A 19,838-nucleotide genomic window follows, 5' to 3' on the forward strand; every position below is an offset into this window, starting at 1 on the left:
TCGAAATCCTCTCTTTCCAACCTGCGAAGCTCTTTAAGTAGGGCCGTGTCTATTGTTACGGAACTGACGTAGCGCGGATAGCCTTCCAACTGCCCTGTGCGATGTAGCCACTTATGAAAGCCCTTAACAGCATGTGGAACTCCATCATAGCGGCTTGTGTTTTTGTCTTCTTTGGGGCGATTGATGCGGTTTAGTAGGGCATCAAAATCAAGGCCATCTCTGTTGGCGATGTATTCAATCACTTCGAATTTCAACCTGTACTTCGAACCGTGCTCCTTCTCTATTTCACTCATGATATGGTGATAGTTCAAAACCGCTTCACGAATGATGTTTTCATGAACATCCTCAATAGTCGTAAGATATGGAAGCCGCTTTTGCCCCCGCTTCCGCTTAGGCGGTTTCAACTCACCCCTTAAAAAATGGACCATTGTTCGCCGTTCGAGTTCAGTGAAGGGCTCATTTTCTTTGATGCGAGTCGCTAAGGGTTCGGGATTTCCCATCGCGGCCAAGTAAATTTCCACTGGTTCCCGCCAACCTATTAGTTTTGCGAAATCCACCATCACACCGCCCCCGCCAAGGTGACCACCTGCCCAGCGCCGCCGGTCACAAGGTCGGCCCAGCGGTCGGTCAGCTTGGCCCGCTGCTCCAGATAATCGGTGCGCCGATAGGCCCGCACCACGCCACCGTCCACCACATGCGCCAGCATTGCTTCCGCAACTTCGTGCGGGGCGTCGGTTGCTTCGGCCAGCCATGTGCGCAGGCTGGTGCGGAAACCGTGCGGGCGCGCTTCCAGCCCCCGCCGTTCCATGTGCCGTGAAAGCGTCATGTCGGAAATTACGCCCTTCCGGCTGTTCGCAAATAGAAAGCCGTTGCGGGCGTGTGGGCGTGCAAGGTGAATGACGCGCTGGGCTTCATCCGACAGAGGCACGCGAAAATCATCGGTCGCACCTTTGCGGCCCTTCATCGCTTCGGCTGGCACGGTCCACACGTCGCCATCGATCTGGTCCAGCCGCAGATTGCGCAGCGGCCCCGAGCGCACGCCAGTCAGGATAAGAAGGCGCAGAGCCAGATGGGTCAGCGTCGGTTCTTCGAGACTTGCATAGAAGTCCGGCACATCGCGCCAATCCATTGCCGGAATGTTTTTTGGCTGATGCCGCGACTTGCCCAAAAGCGCCTTAGCCTTTTCGGTCGCCTGCAAATCCACATCCAAGCCCAGCGCCGCCGCGTGCTTCATCACGATTGAAAGGCGGTTCAAGGCTTTGCGCGCCGTGTCGGCCTTCGTGTGCCAGATGGGGGCCAGCGTGTCGCGAATGTCGCGCTGGTCTAGATCGGTCACTGGCACTTTGCCCAGCTTCGGCAAAACGTGAATGGTCAGAGGCGACAACCACCGGCCCGCCGTTCCATCGCCTTTCAATTCCGCCTTGCGCGCTTCGAACGCATCCGCCGTGATAATGGCAAGGCCGATATCCTCGCGCCGTGCGGCCCGTATTTCGCGTTCACGTTCCTTGATGGGGTCGCGGCCTTCCTTGGCCATTGCCCGCCAGCGGTCGGCAAGGTCACGGGCTTTTGCGAGTCCGATTTCTGGGTATCCACCCAAACCCATCTCGCGCCGCCTGCCGTGAACGGTAACGCGCAACACCCATTGCGCGCCGCCATCCTCACGAACAATCAGCCAAAGCCCAGCGCCATCACAGTATTTTCCCATCGGAGCTTTTCGAAGGAAGGCTGGGGAAAGTCGGTTGCGTGAGCGCATGTTCGATTTTTCCTATCCACCAATCGGCAATCGAACGGACGGCCAATCTCTATCCACCCAAATATCCTCTTTAGGCTAGCGGATAAGGACGGACACGGCAAGACACGACAGGACAAGTGCGGCCATGTTTTTAGGTGGATACAGACAAATATGGACAGGTAAAAACATTCTAAAACAATGGGTTGGTGCCCACCTTGGGCACCAATTCTTGGCTTCGTTCCACATTGTATTGCGTGAGTCCCGTTTGCATTCCTTTGGCGGCATCTGCGTGCCTGCGACCGGATATGTTTCGAGTTGGCGGAAACGGGTTTTTGACGCGACGCAGGTGCGGCGTCGGTTTTTGCGCTTTGCGGGCTTTCCATTGCTGACCGGTGCGATAACTCTCGGACATGATGTTGACTGTGCAAGACGTGACGAAGACCTTCGCCGGCGGCGAGGGCGATCTGCCGGTGCTGCGGGGCGTGTCGCTGTCGCTTGATCGAAACGAGACGCTGGCGCTGACCGGCGAATCGGGGTCGGGCAAGAGCACGCTTCTGCATCTGATTGGCGGGCTTGATACGGTGGGCAGCGGAGCCATCGAAATCGACGGGCACGACATAACCAAAATGACGGATTCGGACCGCGCTGCGCTGCGACGTACCGATGTCGGTGTGATCTTTCAGCAGTTCAACCTGATCCCGTCGCTCACGGTCGCGGCGAACATGGCGTTCCAGGCGCGGCTTGCAGGCAGATACGATGCCGATCAGGCCGCGCGCATGTCTGATGCGCTGGGCCTGACGCCGCATCTCGACAAGTATCCGGAAGCCTTGTCTGGCGGCCAGCAGCAGCGCGTGGCCATTGGCCGAACGCTGGTCGCACGGCCCAAGCTCGTGCTCGCGGATGAGCCGACCGGCAACCTTGACGAGGCGACCGCGCGCCAGGTGTTGGACCAGATGCTTGATCTGGTCACCGAGACCGGCGCGGCGCTTCTGATGGTCACCCATTCGCAGTCCGTGGCGCGCCGCATGAAACGGCAGGTCCATCTGAGCCAGGGACGCGTGGCGTGACCTGGACGACCCTGACCGCGCTTCTGTCGCATTGGCGGCGCAACGGTTTGCAATTCTTTGCCTTGATCAGCGGTTTGGCCCTCGCCACGGCGCTGTGGTCGGGCGTGCAAGCGATCAATGCCGAGGCGCGCGCGAGCTATGACGCGGCCGCGGCGACACTGGGCGAGGGGCAGTTTGGTCAGCTTTTGCCCCGCACGGGCAACCGCATCGACCAAGCGACCTATATCGCGCTGCGCCGGTCGGGGTGGCAGGTCTCGCCGGTGCTCGAGGGCCGGATCGACACGACCCAAGGCCGCGTGCGGATCGTCGGGCTTGACCCGCTCACTGCGCCTGGAAATGTCGCACCCGTGGGCATGCAAGAAGGGACATCGCTCGACGACTTCCTGACGCGCGGCGTGCTCTTTGCCGCGACCGACGTGGCGGACCAGCTCGAGAATGCGGTCTCCCAGCGGATCGTGACCGATCCCTCTGCCGCACCGGGTGTGGCGCTGACCGATATTGGCGTGGCGCAAGATCTGCTTGACGCGCAGGGCACGCTGAGCCGCCTGATCCTTGCGCCCGAACAGCCGATGGGACGGCCCGATCTGGCCGGGATCACGCCGGATCTCGTTCTGCAACCGGCGCAGGATGCGGGGGCGGACCGGCTCACGGACAGCTTTCACCTGAACCTGACCGCCTTTGGCCTGCTCAGCTTTGCCGTGGGCATCTTCATCGTACATGGCACCATCAGCCTCGCCTTCGAGCAACGGCGCGGCATGGTGCGGACCCTGCGCGCGCTGGGGGTGCCGCTGGGCAGGTTGATCGGCCTCATGATCGCGGAACTGGTTCTGTTTGCCTTGATCGCCGGCGCGATCGGCGTCGCATTGGGATACGTCATTGCCGCCGTTCTCTTGCCCAATGTCGCGGCCACCTTGCAGGGGCTCTACGGCGCCTCCGTCGCAGGCACGTTGCAATTGCGCGCAGAGTGGTGGCTGTCCGGCATGGCCATCGCAGTCGTCGGCACGGGGCTGGCCGCTGCGGGCGCGCTCTGGAAAATCGCGCATATGCCGCTTTTGTCCAGCGCGCGGCCCCGCGCCTGGGCAGTGGCGTCGGGCGCAACGGCCCGGAGGCTGGGGGCGGTTGCCGGGCTGCTGTTCCTGGTCGGCGTCGGGATCGAGATCCGGGGAAAGGGGCTGGCGCTTGGCTTTGTGCTGCTTGCCTGCATGCTGATCGGTGCCGCGTTGCTTCTGCCGCTCGTCCTGCGTGGCGCGGTGACGCTGGCGGACCGGCAAGCGCGGAGTGTCGTCTGGCAGTGGTTCTGGGCTGACACCCGCCAGCAGGTGCCGGGAATGAGCCTCGCGCTGATGGCCCTGCTGCTGGCCACTGCGGCCAATGTCGGCGTGACCACCATGGTCTCGAGCTTTCGCGTGACCTTTGTAGACTTCCTTGACCAAAGGTTGGCCCCAGAGCTTTTCATCAGCGCGGAAGACGCCGCGCAAAGCCCGGATCTCGAAGCGTTCCTGATCGACAATGCGCGCGAGGTACTGCCGCTTCTGTCGGTCGAGACCGAGATCGCGGGCGTGCCTTCGGACCTGTTCGGCGCGCGTGTCGGACCAACCTACCGCAACAACTGGGTTTTCGTCGCCGAGACACCGGAGGTCTGGGACCGCGTTGCCCGGGGGGAGGCGGCGGTCGTCAGCGAACAACTGGCCCGCCGCGCGGGGCTCTGGACCGGAGATGCGGTCGCGGTTGCGCCCGGTCTCTCGTTGCCCATCGCTGCCGTCGTGGCCGATTACGGCAATCCGCTGGGGCAGGCGTTGATCGATGAAGCTGTCTTTTCAGACCTTTATCCTGACCGTGTTCCAACCCGGTTTGGCGTGCGCACGGATGACGCGGCCGGCCTGCGGGAAAAGCTGGTCGAAAGGGTCGGGTTGTCCGACGCGGCGATCATCGATCAGGCGCGGATCAAGGCCTTCTCGCTTGAGGTGTTCGAGCGCACCTTTACCGTCACCGGGGCGCTGAACGTACTGACATTGGCGGTCGCCGCCTTTGCCATCCTGATGAGCCTGCTCACGCTCGCCTCTCTGCGTGTTCCGCAACTCGCCCCGGCTTGGGCGCTTGGCATGACGCGGCGCAGGCTCGGGCGGCTTGAGCTGCTGCGCGCGGTGGTGCTGGCGTTTGTGACAACTGTCCTTGCGATCCCGCTTGGCCTGCTGCTCGCCTGGGTGCTGCTGTCTTATGTGAATGTGGAGGCGTTCGGTTGGAAGCTGCCGATGTATGTCTTCCCCGGTCACTACGCGCTGCTGACCGTCTTTGCTCTGCTCGCGGCGGCGCTGGCGGCGCTCTGGCCGGCGCTCCGGCTGGCGCGCACACCGCCCTCCGATTTGCTGAAAGTGTTTGCCAATGATCGTTAGGATTCTCTTGCTGATGGTTGTTTTGCCCTGTCAGGCGGCGGCACAAGGCTTTGCCGGGCTGGGGTCGGACGCGGAAGGCTTTGCCGTTCCGCAACCGGATTACGCCTTCGACTTCCCGCAAGACCACGGGCCGCATCCTGATTTCCGGATCGAATGGTGGTACCTGACGGCCAATCTGAACGGCCCGGATGGCACTGCCTACGGTGTCCAATGGACGCTGTTCCGCTCCGCGCTTGCGCCCGAAACCCGCGAAGGCTGGAGCGACCCGCAGATCTGGTTCGCACATGCCGCACTCACCACGTCGCGGCGCCACATGGTCGCGGAACGCATCGCGCGTGGCGGGATCGGGCAGGCGGGCGTGACTGTGGATCCGTTCGAGGCGTGGATCGACGATTGGCGCATGGCCGGGCCGGGTCTTGACGACCTCTCAGTGACGGCGACCGGGACGGAGTTCGCCTATGATCTGTCGCTTCAAGCGACGCGGCCGCTGGTCTTTCACGGGCAGAATGGATTTTCCGTCAAATCCGCGCAGGGGCAGGCCAGCTACTATTATTCGCAGCCCTTCTACGACGTCTCGGGCACGCTGACCCTGCCGCAAGGACCGGTCGAGGTGACAGGGTCTGCATGGCTCGATCGCGAGTGGTCCTCGCAGCCCCTGGCTGACACGCAATCGGGGTGGGATTGGTTTTCCCTGTCTTTCGACAGCGGCGAAAAGTTGATGGGCTTCCGGCTGCGCGAAGAAAAAGACGCGTTTTATACATCGGCCACCTGGATCGCGCCGGATGGCACGACCACCGCCTATTCCGATGGTGCGTTCACGGCGCGACCGCTGAACTCGCATATGGTGGCAGGTCGACAGGTGCCGGTGGATTGGGCGGTGAAACTGCCGGCCAAGGGTGTCGACGTCACGGTCAAGGCTCTGAATCCCGATGCATGGATGTCGGTCTCGGTTCCCTATTGGGAAGGGCCGGTCACCGTCGATGGATCGCATGGCGGGCGCGGCTATCTGGAGATGACGGGATATGAGTGATCCGAACGACCTTTCGGTGTTTCTCGACCTGGGCTGGCAACGCCTGACCCGCGGCGTGGCAGACAAGCGGGCGGCAGCCCGGCACCCGGTTCTTGCGACCGTTTCCCCCGAAGGCCGCCCCGAGGCGCGCACAGTGGTCCTGCGCGCCGCCTCTCGCAGCGCCGCCACGGTCGAAGTGCATACGGACGGCGGATCGGGCAAGATCACGTCCCTGGCGGCACATCCCTTCGCGCAACTGCATGTCTGGGACGACACGGCCAGGCTTCAGATCAGGTTATCCACAACCGTCCAGATCGCCCGGGGCCCGGACGCGGCGCAGAAATGGCAGGACGTGCCGGCTGGCGCGCGCATCGCCTATGGCGCATCGCCGCCACCCGGGACGGCGATCCCGCACGCCCACGCCTACCGGAAACTGGCCAATCGCGACTGGTTCACGGTGCTGACCTTCGAAATCGAATCAATCGAATTGATGCAGCTGACCGACCCGCACAAACGCGCTGTTTTCAAGGCCTTTGACGGATGGGCCGGTGCGTGGTGGGTGCCTTGATGCCAATTATTGCGCTAACGCAGGCGTTAGTGGTCATAAATTGTTCATTTTGGCCTTGCCATGTCGGGATACATGCGTAATCAATCGCCCATCCTGGAAAACGGGTCACGAAACACACCCGATCGCGCCCTCGCGCGGCAGCGATCGAAAGGAATGGGGCGGAAGGGGAGAGCCGCCCCATTTTTTTGTCCGCAAGATTAACCAAACGTCAGCGCGCCGGATTATTTTCGCGCCATATCGCCCATGCGTCCGGCGTGTCGAGATCGGTCGTCGCATGTGCAGCGGGCAAGGCGACGCGGATCAGGCGCCTCCGGTTGGCGGCAAGAATGGCGCGGGCGCCCGCGTCGCCGGTCAAGCCCTCGAACGTCGGGATCAGATCGGCCGGGAACAGGACCGGGTGACCCGGCGTGCCATCCGCAGAGGTCGCCTGTACGATGGCCTCACTCTCCGCAGTCTCGTACGCCATGAGAACGTGGCGCAGATCATCTTCGGTCAGGTCGGGCATGTCGGCGGGCAGGACCATCAGTCCGTTTGCATCCTTCGCGACACCATGCGCCGCCCGTCTCAGGGATGCGGACATGCCGTTGGCCGCCTCCGGGACGCTCACGTGCTGAACGTCAAGCCCCGCCAAAGCCTCGCTGCGTGCCACGGCGCCGTCGGGCAGGGTGACGATCACTGGACCGCCCAGCGCACAGGCGCGCATGGCCACGCCGCGCAGCAAGGCCATCCCGTCCACCTGCTCAAGCAACTTGTCACGGCCAAGCATGCGACGGCTGGCTCCGGCGGCGGGAATCACGATGGTCACCTTTGTCATGCGCGCAGTTTAACCGCGCATCAGTGCCGCGTCTGCGTCGTAAAGCGGCGTGGTGATCAACCTGGCATCGCACATCTCGCCCAGGATCTCGATCTGCGCCGGCATCCCGTCCCGGGCAGTGGCTCGCGGGATCAAGCCAAGCGCGATGGATTTGCCCGCATGGTGCGAATAGCCGCCAGAGGTACAAAAGCCGCGCACGGCCCCATCGATCCAGATCGGTTCATAGCCGTGCACGTCCGCATCATGGGTGACAACCTCGAACGCGCATAAACGCCGCTCCGGCGGCGCAGCCCGGTCCGCCTCTGCCGCTGCCCGCCCGATGAAATCCGCGTTTTTCGACCACGCGATGAACCGGTCCATACCGGTTTCGGCGGGTGTGTAATCTGGCGAAAATTCCGACAGCCACGCGCCGAAGAACTTGTCCAGCCGCAGGCTCATCATCGCGCGCATACCGAAGGGGCGCAGTCCGTGCGCCTGTCCGGCCTCCCAGAGCGTGTGCCAAAGCTGTCGCTGCGCCACCGGCTCGCAGGTGATCTCGTAGCCCAGCCCGCCGGTAAAGCTGACCCGCTGCACAAGGCAGGGCGTCATGCCCAAGGTCATCGGGCGCACGTCCATGAACTTGAGGTCTGTCGCGTCGCGTGTCACCGCATCCAGCACCCGGCGCGCGTTCGGCCCGGCGATCTGGAAACCGGTCAACTGGTCCGAGACATTCCGTACGGTTACACCGTCCTGTCCGTACTGTTCGAACCAGCGCATGTGATAGGCCTGTGCGCCATAGCTGGCGGTCAACTGGAAATGACTGTCCGACAAGCAGGAGATCGTGAAATCCCCGATCAGCCGCCCTTGGTGCGACAGCATCGGCGATAGCGACACCCGTCCGGGTTTCGGCACCCGGCCTGCCATGATCCGGTCAAGCCAGTCGCGGGCGTTCGGGCCTGTCACTTCGTATTTTCCGAAGTTCTGAATTTCATTGATTCCAACGGCTTGCCGAACGGCCTTCACTTCGCGCGCCGTTGCGTTCCAGGCGTTCGAGCGGCGGAAACTGGGGGTTTCATGGCGTGGCTCATCCTGCTGGGCGAAGTAATTGACCACCTCCAGCCCGTATTGTGCGCCCCAGACGGCCCCCATGCCATCAAAGATGTCATACATCGGGGTCGTGCGATTGGGGCGTGCCGCGGGCAGTTCCTCGTTCGGGTAGCTGACCGAAAATCTTTTCTGATAGTTTTCAATGACTTTCGGCAGGGTATAGCCCGGACTGATCCAGTCGCCAAAGCGGGCCACGTCCATCGCCGACACGTCGCGTTCGCATTCGCCTCGGGTCATCCATTGTGCCAGCATCAGCCCGACGCCGCCGCCCTGGCTGAACCCGGCCATGACACCACAGGCGGACCAGTAGTTGCGCAGCCCCGGCACCGGCCCGACCAGAGGGTTGCCATCGGGGGCAAAGGTGAAGGGGCCGTGGATGACCGACTTGACGCCCGCGCGTTCCAGCACCGGGAAGCGTTTGTAAGCAAATTCAATGCTTTCTTCGATCTTGTCAAAGTCATCTGGCAAGAGCTCATGGCCAAAATCCCAAGGCGTGCCGTCCACCGCCCAGGGGCGGCAGGGCTGTTCGTAGAAGCCGATGCACAGCCCGCGCCCTTCCTGCCGGAGATAGGATTCCCCGGCCGGGTCCATCACATGCGGATGCTCGGTCTCGCGCTCGGAAATCTCGGGCATCTCGTCCGTGACGATATACTGGTGTTCCATCGGGTGCAGCGGCAGGTAAACCCCTGCCATCGCGGCGACTTCGCGCGCCCAGAGGCCTGCGGCGTTGACAACATGTTCGGCATGAACCGTGCCCTTGTTAGTGACGATATTCCATGTGCCATCAGGACGTTGCGTGGTTTCCTTCACCATGACATGGGTCTCGACCGTGGCGCCGCCGATCTTCGCCGCCTTGGCATAGGCATGGGTTGTGCCCGACGGGTCGAGGTGCCCGTCGAGCGGATCGTACAAAGCCCCGAGAAGACCATCGGTGTTTGTGATTGGCATGATCTGTGCGATTTCCTCGGGACCGACGATATGCGTGTCGAGCCCCATGTAGCGATGCTTTGCGCGTTCGGCGAGCAGCATGTCGAACCGGTCGCGGTTGTCGGCCAGCGTGAGGCCGCCCACGTGGTGCAAGCCGCAGGACAGGCCGGTGATCTCTTCCAGCTCCTTGTAGAGCCGGATCGTGTAACCCTGGAGCGCGGCCATGTTGGTGTCACCGTTGAGCGTGTGAAATCCACCCGCCGCATGCCACGTGGAGCCGCTGGTCAGTTCCGAACGCTCCACCAGCATCACATCCGACCAGCCCAGCCTGGTCAGATGATAGAGCACTGAAACGCCGACGACACCGCCGCCGATCACGCAAACGCGGGTGGTGGTTTTCATCCATGGCTCCCTTGCTTTGGTATTGGAACCATGTCGCCAAGGCGTTGCGCTTTTCCTGCCCGAAAACGACATCAGGTGTCGGCAGAGGGCAACCTCTTTTCGTGGGCTGCGCGAAGGGTGGACCAAAGCAGACGGGAGTGTGCCGCGATGAAAACCCATGCCCAGGCCGTCGTGATCGGAGGCGGCGTGATTGGCTGTTCGATCCTGTACCATCTGGCAAAAGCTGGCTGGACCGATGTTGTCCTGCTGGAGCGTGATGAGCTGACAAGCGGCTCCACATGGCACGCCGCCGCCAACATCCACGGGCTGCACGACAGCACCAATATCAGCCGCCTCCAGCACTACACGATGTCCCTTTACAAGGAACTGGAGGCGGAGACCGGGCAAAGCTGCGGTGTGTTCCAGCCAGGGTCTCTCTACCTGGCCCAAACCGAAGAGCGCGAACATCAGTTGCGCCTGCAAGAGGCGAAGGCGCGGCTATACGGGATGAATTTTCAAGAGGTCTCGCGCGCCGAAGCCGAAAGGCTGCATCCATTGGTGGATTTCGACCGGGTCCGTTGCATCATGTACGAACCCGATGGCGGCAATGTCGATCCGTCCGGCGTGACAGCCGCCTATGCGACGGGCGCGCGCCAGCGCGGAGCGGAAATCCACCGCTTCACCCCGGTGACCGGCACGGAGCAGCAGCCCGATGACACATGGATCGTGCGCACCGCCAAGGGCGACATCCACACGCAATGGGTGATCAACGCCGCCGGTCTTTGGGGGCGCGAAGTGGCGGCCCTGGCCGGGATCAACCTGCCGCTCCTGCCCACCGAACACCAGTATTTCGTGACCGAAGCGATTGCCGAGATCGAAACGATGGACCGGCGTTTGCCGTCGATCGCAGACCGGGACGGCGAATATTACCTGCGCCAGGAGGGCAAGGGTCTGCTGGTGGGCGCCTACGAAAAAGACGTCCGCTTCTGGGCTGAAGACGGCACGCCGCAGGGCTTTGGCCACGAGCTTTTCGCGGATGATCTCGAACGGATCGAAGACAATATGATGCGCGCCATCGACCGGGTGCCAGCCTTGGGCAATGCCGGGATCAAGCGGGTCATCAACGGCCCGATGATCTGGTCGCCCGATGCCAATGTGCTGATGGGCGTGGTGCCGGAAAAGCCGGGGTATTTCTGTTGCAACGGCATCATCCCCGGCTTTTCGCAATCGGGCGGCATGGGCCTGATGGTGGCGCAATGGATCACTCGCGGCGAGACGCAATACGACATGTTCGCCTGGGACATGGCCCGGTTCGGTGACTGGGCGGATGCGGCATTCACCAAGGCGCGGGTTGGCGACCAATATGCGCATCGCTTCAAGATTCACTTTCCGAATGAAGAACGCGCCGCAGGGCGCCCCGCCCGCACGCGCCCGGCCTACCGCATGCAGCGCGACATCGGGGCGGTGTTCGGACTGAACCATGGCTGGGAACACCCGCTCTATTTCTCGAAAGAGGTGCCCGACAGCGCGGGCTTCACCCGTCAGCCATGGTGGGACGTGGTGGGTCAGGAGGCGCGTATCCTGCGGAACAAAGCCGGGATTATCGACATCTCCAACTTCGCCAGATACCGGGTGAAAGGGCCGGGGGCCGAGGATTGGCTCAACGCGGTCTTTGCCAACCGCATGCCGCGCGACGTGGGGCGTTCCTGCCTCACGCCGCTGATCGGCAAACGCGGCGGCATCGCCGGGGATGCCACGGTGACACGGCTGGCAGACGATGAATTCTGGATCATCAGCTCGGGCATGGCGGAACGCTACCAAAGGCGGTTCTACGACGCGGTGCCGCTGCCCGAAGGGACAAGATTTGACTCGCTGACAGCGCAGTGGTGCGGCTTCAATGTGGCGGGACCGGAAAGCCGAGCGTTGTTGCAACGCCTGACCAACACCTCGCTGGACACGGTGAACTGGCCTTTCATGCGATCCGGGCAGATCGAGATCGCGGGTCTCCGCGTGATCGCGCTGCGTGTGTCCTTCACCGGGGATCTGGGGTGGGAGGTACATTGCCGCGCCGAGGACCAGGTTCCGCTTTATGCAGCGCTTCTCGAGGCTGGCCAGGACGTCGGCGCGGTGCCCGTGGGCAGCCGCGCCTTGATGAGCCTGCGCATGGAAAAGGGCTACGGGTCCTGGGGCCGCGAATACAGCCCGGAATACTGGCCCCAGGAATGCGCGCTGGACCGGCTGTGCCGGCGCGACAAGGAGTACCTGAATCGCGATGCGGCGCTTGCCAACATGGACAAGGCCCCGCGCGAGAACCTGGTGCTGCTCGCCTTGGACGAGACCGATACCGCGCTCTCCAACGCGGATGCGACCGGCGGAGAGCCGATCTTCAAAGCGGGCAAAGGCATCGGCCGGGTCACCTCTGGCGCTTATGGTTACCATGTCGGCAAATCGCTGGCGCTGGCCTATGTGACCCACGCCGCAGCCGGGGACCAGGTCGAGGTGATGGTGCTGGGCCGGCCACACCGGGCGACGATCCTGGCGCGGCCACCCTTTGATCCGGATGGCACAAGATTGCGTGCCTGAGCGTCCTTGGGCTTCAAGTCCCTCGGTGGATGTCCATCCCTAGGCCTTTGGGTCAAGCTCAATGGATGCCAGGCACGCGCGCCGGCGTTTCCGTCAACGCTTCTTGCGCGCGTCCGGTTACTCGCGCGAGAGGGGCCGGATCTTGAGCGCGGTGATCCGGTTGTTGTCGCGCGACACGACCTCGAAGCGGAAACTGTGGAAAGTAAAGCACTGTCCCGTGGTGGGGATCATCTGCGCCTCGTGGATGACCAGACCCGCGACCGTGTTTGCCTCGTCATCGGGCAGCGACCAGTCCAGCTTGCGATTGACGTCGCGAATCGTCATCGCGCCGTCGATCCAGTAATTGCCGTCCTCGTCCGCCTTGACCGGGTGATCGCCGTCCGGATCGAATTCATCCGTGATCTCGCCAACGATTTCCTCGAGGATATCCTCGAGCGTGATCAACCCTTGCAAGGCCCCGTATTCATCGACCACGAGCGCAAAATGCGTGCGGCGGCGCAGGAATTGGCGCATCTGGTCGTCGAGCGAGGTGCTTTCGGGAATGAAATACGGCTTCATCGCCACATCGGCGAACTTGAAGCTTTCCATCGCGTCGACGGGGCGCTCGCCTTCCTGCATGAACTGATACATGGCCCGGAACAGGTCCTTGGCGTGGACCACGCCGATGATGTTTTCGGGATCCCCCCGGTATACGGGCAGCCGCGTGTGGTTGGATTCAAGGCATTGCTTCAGGATCGACTGCGGGTCGCAATCCGCGTCGATCATCTCGATCCCCGAGCGATGCAGCATGACCTCCTCGACGCTGCGATCGCTCAGATCCAGCGCGCCCAGAATGCGGTCGCGGTCTTCTTTCTCGACCACACCTTCGGAATGGCCCAGATGCAGCGCCCCGGCGATTTCCTCGCGCACGGCAAGGATGTGGCTGTCCGGATCCGTCTGCACGCCGAACAGCCCCAGCACACCGCGGACCAGAACCCGCACCGCCGAAACGATCGGCGAGAATACCTTGATCACCAGTGCAATGATCGGCGACACGCGGCTGGCGGCGGTTTCGGCATTGGTGATGGCATAGGTCTTGGGCAGGACCTCGGCGAAGACCAGCACCAGCACCGTCATCACGAGGGTGGCCAGCGCCACGCCGGATTCGCCGAACAAACGGGTGAACAGGGCGGTGGCCAGCGATGTCGCAAGGATGTTGACCAGGTTGTTGCCCAGCAACACCGACCCGATCAGGCGTTCGTTGTCGTCGGTGATCAAAAGCGCGCGGTCGGCCCCTTTCGACCCCTTGTCCGACATCGACCGAAGCTTGCCCCGCGATGCTGCTGTCAGAGCGGTTTCCGACCCGCTGAAAAACGCGGAGAGGACCAACAGGCCGATAATGGCAAATGAGGTGATCCAAAGGGCGGCATCGGCAGCAGAAGTTGCAGGTTCCATCGGGTCCAGCTTGATAAAAGGTGTCAGGGTGTTATGAGGCTTGCCGCTGTCGCGTTCAAGACCGCGTCGCGGTGTCCCGTGCCATCGGGTGGTGATCCAGCACCAGTTCCTTCAGCCGCTCTTCCAGAACATGGGTGTAAATTTCGGTCGTCGACACATCGGCATGGCCCAGGAATGTCTGGATCGCGCGCAGGTCGGCCCCATTGGCCAGAAGATGCGTGGCAAAGGCGTGGCGCAGCGTGTGCGGCGTTACCTTGGCCGGTGATACGCCACCTTCGACTGCCAGTTCCTTGATCAGGATATAAAATGAATGACGTGTCAGATGGCCCGATTTGCCCCGCGACGGGAACAGGTAGGGCGAGGCGGCCTTGCCCTCGGCGCGGGCGCTGTCCTCCATCGCTTCGCGGGTCGTCAACCAGATGCGCAGCGCGACGCGCGCCGGAGGCGATAGCGGCACCATCCGTTCCTTTCCGCCTTTGCCCCGAATCAGGAGCATCCGCGGATCGCCTTTGGCTGACGACAGCGGCAGCGACACCAATTCGCTGACCCGCATCCCGGTGGCGTAAAGAAGTTGCATCAGGCAGGTGTTGCGTTCCCTGTCCGCCTCGGTGCGGCCACGCCGTGTCGCGGCGTCCAGCAGCCTGTCCACTTCCTCGGTCGACAGTGTTTTCGGCAGCCGTTTGTCGCGGCCTGGCCCGTTGATCTGCACTGCCGGATTGTCGGCCCGGAACCCTTCTTCGAAACAGAAACGATAAAGTTGCTTGATGGCCGACAGGCGGCGCGCACGGGTGGACTTGGCCAGGCCCTGCACGTCGCAATGAACCAGGTAGGCTTCAACATCGCCGCGATGCGCGCTGGTCAGAGACTGGTTGCGGCCGTCGAGCCAATCGGTGAAATCGGCCAGATCGCGGGCATAGGCCAGTTGCGTGTTGTTGGCGGCCCCGCGTTCTGCCGCCTGCGCGTCGAGAAACGCCGCGATCCAGTGACGGTCGCTCATCTTCTTGCGCCTTCCATGTCGAGGATCGCCAGTTGCAGCGCGGCACGACGGGCCACGGCTTCAAGCCCGAAGGCCCGGAACGCGCGCAGAGCCTCGGTCAGGCTGAGGTCATTGCCGGCGGCGCCGCTGGCAAATTGCCCGATCGCGATCAAGAGCGCTTCTCCCAGCCGGTCATCACCGGGCAGATCGGCAAGTTCCCTCGTGGCCTCGGGCGCTTGGCTCCAGGCTGCCGCCAGCGCAGCGGCATGTGGGACATCCGACGGGACCGTATCCGGGGATTTGCCCAGGGCGATGTCCGACAGGAAATCGAGCGCGTCGTTGCCGTTGTAAGTGCCAGTGTCGCCGTCGGACAGGGAGTGCGCGACGGCTTCGTAATCCTCGGAAAGCAGCCCCGCGAGTCCCGCGATCCGTGTGGCGCGGTTGTTTAGGCTGAGGCGTCGCAAGTCTGGTGCAAAAAGGCTCGAAAAGGGGACCAGCAATCCGGCACTGCGCATCCGTGGCCAAACCTTGACCAATGTTTCGGAGACGGCGTCTGGATCGTTATTGATGAGTGCCCTGTCAAACCGTTGCAGCGCATCGACCCGGTCCCATATGCCGCCAGATGCTGCGGGTTTTTGGGCGCTGTAGATCCCCAAGAGCTGGTTGCCATCCAGCGCCCCGGCTCGCGCCAGCCTCTCTGCCGCCCGCAATTGCGCGCGCCAACCGGAATCGCCGCTCAGATCCACCACCGCGAAGGGACGCGGAAGCCGCGTTGTGGGCAGCGTCTCGCCAATAGTCTCGAACAGGCGGAACTGGAGCGGGGTCGGGCGGACGGGCGCGCGCAACGGCGACGTGTCCTCGGCGTATTCGGGATCGAGAAACCGCAGCAACAATTCGCTATCCAGCTCGGACAATTGTCCCAGTGCATTACCTGTCTGGTAGATCGTCATGGCGCGCGGGTAGTCACCGCTGCGCGTGGCGCACCAGATGCGCGTCGCCAGATCGGTGCTGAGCGCCGGTGTCGCGTCCAATGTCCTGCACAGCGCCGCGTCCGACCCGGTGAGCAGCGCAAGATCGAAGGCCTGCTCGAAAAGATCCGGGGTCAAGTCACTGACCCGTTCCACCAAAGCTTCGGCCGGGGCCACGAGGCCATGATCGTACAGAACCCGCAACCGGGTTTGCAAAAAGGCCGTGTCATCGGCCCCGAACGGCATTTCCGCCTCGGCCAACAGCAAGGTGTGCAGAAGCGAATCCAGAGCCGGAACCGACGGCTTTCGGGCGTCCAACGCTTCGATCGCAGCAATCACGTCTGCTTGGTGGCTGCCCTGCCAGAGCGTCGCGGGAAGGCCCGTCACCGCCGTGGGCAACAATCCCACGCCGCCGGACGTGGGCGCATCCAGTGCTTGTACGTCGACGTCCGGGACAGCCGCGCTTTGCACCACGGGGGTCTGGTTGGCGTCCGGAAGCATGTGCGGCACGACGTCGATCACCGGCGGCGCGCTGCGTTGGGTCGCCAGCCAGTCAATGGCGGACAGAGGCGCGTCCTGTGCGGCCACCGGTCCGGCAGCCAGGGCGCATATCAGGGCAAGCGGTTTAATCGGCATCCAACGTCACGGGTTGTCTGACTTTGGTTTGCGGCGGCGAGAAATCGGCGCCGAAATAGGGCCCGAGATAGGCATAGGCCACCAAAGCCAACGCGCCCAATATCAAAAGATAGATCAGCCATTTCAAAATGCGCCCCATGACAATCCCAGCCCTGCCTCGATTATTTTTCCCAACTTATAACTGGCCTTTTGGACAAGATCACGTCATTCAGCATCCGGTGTTGAACTTTAGCGGTACTTGGCCGAGACAAGAAAGCCAAAACCGGGGCTTTGCAGGGGTCGATGCAGGCAAGATTGAAGAAAACGGTGGTGTTGGTCGGCATGATGGGCGCCGGAAAAACCGCCGTTGGCAAGGCTTTGGCCGCAGCGTTGAATGTCCCCTTCCTTGATTCGGACACCGAGATCGAGAAAGCCGCGAACCTGACGATCCCCGAGATTTTCGACCGTGATGGAGAGGCGTTTTTCCGGCTCAAGGAGCAGCAGGTCATTTCGCGCCTGCTTGGGACGGAACGCGGGGTTCTGTCGACGGGCGGCGGCGCGTATATGTCTGCGGAAAATCGTGCGGTGATTTCCCGACAGGGCGTTGCTGTCTGGCTCAATGCGGATCTTGACCTGTTGTGGAGCCGGGTGAAGCAAAAGGACACGCGCCCCTTGCTCCGGGTCCCGAACCCCTATGACGCGTTGCACGATCTGTATCAGGCGCGCGTGCCCATCTATGCCAAGGCCGAGCTGGATGTCCGGTCCGAACCGGGCATGTCGATCGACGATATGGCGGACCGGGTGATCAAGGCGTTGCGCACGCGCCCCGACGTGCTGGAGATAGAGCAATGAAACAGACCGTTCATGTCCCGCTGGAGGGGCGCGCCTATGATGTGCGGATCGGGCCAGACCTGCTGCACAGTGCCGGGGCCGAGATTGCACCGCTTCTTGCGCGGCCGCGCGTCGCCATCGTCACCGACAGCCATGTGGCCGCCTGCCATCTCGACCCGCTGGAAACGGCGCTGAAAGCAGCGGGCATCGCCTCGGTCAGCCTGAGCCTGCCGCCGGGTGAGTCCACGAAAGGCTGGCCGCAGTTCGAACGCACGGTGGAATGGCTGCTGGAGCAAAAGATCGAACGCCGCGATATCGTCATCGCCTTGGGCGGCGGTGTAATCGGAGACCTTGTCGGCTTTGCGGCTGCCGTCTTGCGCCGGGGGGTGCGATTCGTGCAAATCCCCACGTCGCTCCTGGCGCAGGTCGACAGTTCGGTCGGCGGCAAGACCGGGATCAACGCGCCGCAGGGCAAGAACCTGATCGGCGCGTTCCATCAGCCTGCGCTGGTGCTGGCCGACATCTCGGTCCTGCAGACCTTGCCCGCGCGCGATTTCCTCGCTGGATATGGCGAAGTGGTGAAATACGGGCTTCTGGGCGATGCCGCCTTTTTCGATTGGCAAGAGGAGAACGCCGCGCAGATCACCGCCCGGGAGCCGCAGGCGCTGGCTCATGCCGTCAAACGGTCGGTCGAGATGAAGGCCAAGATCGTGGTGCGTGACGAAACGGAACAAGGCGACCGCGCGCTTCTCAATCTTGGTCATACCTTTTGCCACGCGCTTGAGGCTGCGACAGGGTATTCGGACCGGCTGCTGCATGGTGAAGGCGTGGCCATCGGCTGTGCATTGGCGTTCGAACTGTCCGCGCGGCTGGGTCTTTGCCCGCAAGAGGAGCCAAGCCGCGTGCGCCAGGTGATGCGCGACACGGGCATGAAGGTCAGGCTGGCGGATATCGACGGGACACTGCCCGATGCGGAGGATCTCCTGGCCCTGATGGGACAGGACAAGAAGGTGATCGACGGCCAATTGCGCTTCATTCTCGCGCGCGGCATCGGTCAGGCCTTCGTGACATCGGATGTCCCGACAGACATGGTTTTGACGCTGCTCCTGGACGCGCTGGCCGAGTAATGTAAAAAGGCGCCGCGATGGGCGCCTTCTGTCCTCAGAACGGGATTTCGTCGTCGATGTCGCGCGCCGGTGCACGCGATTGGTCGCTGCCACCGCCGCCGGAGCCCCCGTAGTCGCCCCCGTAATCGCCGCCACTGCTTCCGCCGCCGTAAGAAGTTGGGGCGCCACCGCCGCCGTCACGGCTGTCGAGGAACGTCAACTCCCCGGCATAGGGGCGCAGAACCACCTCCGTGGAGTAGCGATCCTGGCCGGACTGATCCTGCCATTTGCGGGTTTCGAGCTTGCCTTCGACATAAACCTTGGAGCCCTTGTGAAGATACTGCTCTGCGAGCCGCACGAGATTTTCATTGAAAATGGCAACGCTGTGCCACTCCGTGCGCTCCCGCCGCTCGCCCGTGTTGCGGTCCTTCCAGGACTCTGACGTGGCAATGCGAAGGTTGCACACCTTGCCCCCGTTTTGGAATGTACGCGTTTCTGGATCGCGGCCCAGATTGCCGACGATGATGACCTTGTTGACTGAACCGGCCATGTGTCCCCCATGCTTTTCGAATCTCTGACGCGGCGCGCCCGTTGCGAGACCCTATACCAACGTGATCATCAGATACCATCAGGTTGTCCTTAACAATTCATCACCAAGCAAGGCTGGTGTGAAACGTGATTTCGGATTATACAGCCGCAAAATCTCAAGACGGGGCGTGCGCGATCATGCGAACAACGAACAAGAGATTGGGTGCGGTTCTGAGTGTCTTGGCTGTCGTCACCGCCGGATCATCGGCTGCAGACGTGCTGTCCTCGAAAAGCCGCGTGTCTTTGTTTTCCAGCAAAACCAAGGTTTTGGATTCCCGCGCCGCAGAGCAGTACAAAAGCTCCATCCGGCTTCAGCCGCCCAAGGTCGTCACCCCGACCAAATGGGGCGATGCGCGCGGGGGGCAGGGGGGTATCCCGAAATACCGCGGCAGCTATTCGGGCGCCTATCTCGGCATGGCGCGCGATGCGGCGCGCCGTCACGGTGTCCCTGAAGACCTGTTCTTGCGCCTCGTCCAGCAGGAGTCGAATTTCAACCCGAACGCACGGTCGCACAAAGGCGCCATCGGCCTGGCACAGCTGATGCCCGACACGGCGCGGTTCTTGCGTGTCGATCCAAACGATCCGGCGCAGAACCTCGAAGGCGGCGCGCGCTATCTCAAGCAGCAATTCAGCAAATTCGGAAAATGGCCTCTGGCGCTTGCCGCCTATAACGCGGGACCCGGCTCTGTGCAAAAGCACAAGGGCATCCCGCCGTATCACGAGACGCGCACTTACGTGGAGAAAATCTGGGGCCGCTGAC

At 62.6% G+C, this 19,838-nt stretch carries 17 protein-coding genes; 8 read left to right on the forward strand and 9 right to left on the reverse strand.

The genetic code is table 11. From position 1 onward, the window contains the following. The coding region (locus tag LCF59_RS14425) for a hypothetical protein (protein WP_292288316.1) at nucleotides 1-560 on the reverse strand (560 nt) is incomplete at its 3' end. After that, a complete protein-coding gene (locus LCF59_RS14430) occupies nucleotides 560-1,753 on the reverse strand; it encodes a site-specific integrase (protein ID WP_292288317.1) in 1,194 nt (397 codons plus the stop codon). The genes LCF59_RS14425 and LCF59_RS14430, both read right to left, overlap by 1 nt. A gap of 389 nt (nucleotides 1,754-2,142) precedes the next feature. Here LCF59_RS14430 and LCF59_RS14435 point away from each other — a divergent pair, with 389 nt between their 5' ends. Genes LCF59_RS14435 through LCF59_RS14450 form a run of 4 tightly spaced genes read left to right on the forward strand, consistent with a single transcriptional unit; the run spans nucleotide 2,143 to nucleotide 6,769 of the window. After that, the gene (locus tag LCF59_RS14435; RefSeq protein ID WP_292288318.1) at nucleotides 2,143-2,799 is read left to right on the forward strand and encodes an ABC transporter ATP-binding protein; all 657 of its coding nucleotides are present in this window, start codon (nucleotides 2,143-2,145) and stop codon (nucleotides 2,797-2,799) included. After that, the gene (locus LCF59_RS14440; RefSeq protein ID WP_292288319.1) at nucleotides 2,796-5,192 is read left to right on the forward strand and encodes an ABC transporter permease; all 2,397 of its coding nucleotides are present in this window, start codon (nucleotides 2,796-2,798) and stop codon (nucleotides 5,190-5,192) included. The genes LCF59_RS14435 and LCF59_RS14440 overlap by 4 nt, the downstream gene beginning before the upstream one ends. Then, the gene (locus LCF59_RS14445; protein WP_292288320.1) at nucleotides 5,182-6,222 is read left to right on the forward strand and encodes a lipocalin-like domain-containing protein; all 1,041 of its coding nucleotides are present in this window, start codon (nucleotides 5,182-5,184) and stop codon (nucleotides 6,220-6,222) included. The genes LCF59_RS14440 and LCF59_RS14445 overlap by 11 nt, the downstream gene beginning before the upstream one ends. Beyond that, nucleotides 6,215-6,769, forward strand: coding sequence for a pyridoxamine 5'-phosphate oxidase family protein (locus LCF59_RS14450; protein ID WP_292288321.1), 555 nt, complete (start codon nucleotides 6,215-6,217; stop codon nucleotides 6,767-6,769). The genes LCF59_RS14445 and LCF59_RS14450 overlap by 8 nt, the downstream gene beginning before the upstream one ends. Before the next feature lie 208 nt (nucleotides 6,770-6,977). Here the strand turns inward: LCF59_RS14450 and LCF59_RS14455 are convergent, their stop codons facing one another. Both LCF59_RS14455 and LCF59_RS14460 read right to left on the reverse strand, forming a co-directional pair. After that, nucleotides 6,978-7,583, reverse strand: coding sequence for a nucleotidyltransferase family protein (locus tag LCF59_RS14455; protein WP_292288322.1), 606 nt, complete (start codon nucleotides 7,581-7,583; stop codon nucleotides 6,978-6,980). Between the two features lie 9 nt (nucleotides 7,584-7,592). Further along, nucleotides 7,593-9,998 carry an FAD-dependent oxidoreductase gene (locus tag LCF59_RS14460; protein ID WP_292288323.1) on the reverse strand — a complete coding sequence of 802 codons (2,406 nt, stop codon included), beginning with the start codon at nucleotides 9,996-9,998 and terminating at the stop codon, nucleotides 7,593-7,595. A gap of 147 nt (nucleotides 9,999-10,145) precedes the next feature. Between LCF59_RS14460 and LCF59_RS14465 the strand changes: the two genes are divergently transcribed. Beyond that, on the forward strand, nucleotides 10,146-12,560 hold the full coding sequence (locus LCF59_RS14465) for an FAD-dependent oxidoreductase (RefSeq protein WP_292288324.1): 2,415 nt from the start codon (nucleotides 10,146-10,148) through the stop codon (nucleotides 12,558-12,560). Between the two features lie 117 nt (nucleotides 12,561-12,677). Here LCF59_RS14465 and LCF59_RS14470 read toward each other — a convergent pair whose 3' ends face one another. The 4 genes from LCF59_RS14470 to LCF59_RS14485 are packed head-to-tail and all read right to left on the reverse strand — an operon-like array spanning nucleotide 12,678 to nucleotide 16,713. Further along, nucleotides 12,678-13,994, reverse strand: coding sequence for an HlyC/CorC family transporter (locus LCF59_RS14470; protein WP_292288325.1), 1,317 nt, complete (start codon nucleotides 13,992-13,994; stop codon nucleotides 12,678-12,680). Nucleotides 13,995-14,049: 55 nt separating this feature from the next. Beyond that, nucleotides 14,050-14,991, reverse strand: coding sequence for a site-specific tyrosine recombinase XerD (locus tag LCF59_RS14475; RefSeq protein ID WP_292288326.1), 942 nt, complete (start codon nucleotides 14,989-14,991; stop codon nucleotides 14,050-14,052). Continuing rightward, nucleotides 14,988-16,574 (reverse strand): hypothetical protein, encoded by a 1,587-nt coding sequence (locus tag LCF59_RS14480; protein ID WP_292288327.1) that lies wholly within the window; start codon nucleotides 16,572-16,574, stop codon nucleotides 14,988-14,990. Before LCF59_RS14480 ends, LCF59_RS14475 begins: the two co-directional genes overlap by 4 nt. Further along, on the reverse strand, nucleotides 16,564-16,713 hold the full coding sequence (locus LCF59_RS14485; RefSeq protein WP_292288328.1) for a hypothetical protein: 150 nt from the start codon (nucleotides 16,711-16,713) through the stop codon (nucleotides 16,564-16,566). Before LCF59_RS14485 ends, LCF59_RS14480 begins: the two co-directional genes overlap by 11 nt. A gap of 143 nt (nucleotides 16,714-16,856) precedes the next feature. Between LCF59_RS14485 and LCF59_RS14490 the strand changes: the two genes are divergently transcribed. Beyond that, nucleotides 16,857-17,405 carry a shikimate kinase gene (locus LCF59_RS14490; protein ID WP_292288329.1) on the forward strand — a complete coding sequence of 183 codons (549 nt, stop codon included), beginning with the start codon at nucleotides 16,857-16,859 and terminating at the stop codon, nucleotides 17,403-17,405. After that, entirely contained in the window at nucleotides 17,402-18,511 is a 1,110-nt protein-coding gene (gene aroB / locus LCF59_RS14495) for a 3-dehydroquinate synthase (RefSeq protein WP_292288330.1), read from the forward strand. Before LCF59_RS14490 ends, aroB begins: the two co-directional genes overlap by 4 nt. Nucleotides 18,512-18,545: 34 nt before the next feature. Here the strand turns inward: aroB and ssb are convergent, their stop codons facing one another. Further along, nucleotides 18,546-19,040 (reverse strand): single-stranded DNA-binding protein, encoded by a 495-nt coding sequence (gene ssb / locus LCF59_RS14500; protein ID WP_292288331.1) that lies wholly within the window; start codon nucleotides 19,038-19,040, stop codon nucleotides 18,546-18,548. 176 nt (nucleotides 19,041-19,216) lie between these two features. Here ssb and LCF59_RS14505 point away from each other — a divergent pair, with 176 nt between their 5' ends. Then, a complete protein-coding gene (locus tag LCF59_RS14505) occupies nucleotides 19,217-19,837 on the forward strand; it encodes a lytic transglycosylase domain-containing protein (protein ID WP_292288332.1) in 621 nt (206 codons plus the stop codon). Nucleotide 19,838 lies beyond the last annotated feature (1 nt).

Source organism: Marivita sp., from assembly GCF_020055675.1.
In the GTDB taxonomy this organism is placed as follows: Bacteria; Pseudomonadota; Alphaproteobacteria; order Rhodobacterales; family Rhodobacteraceae; genus Marivita.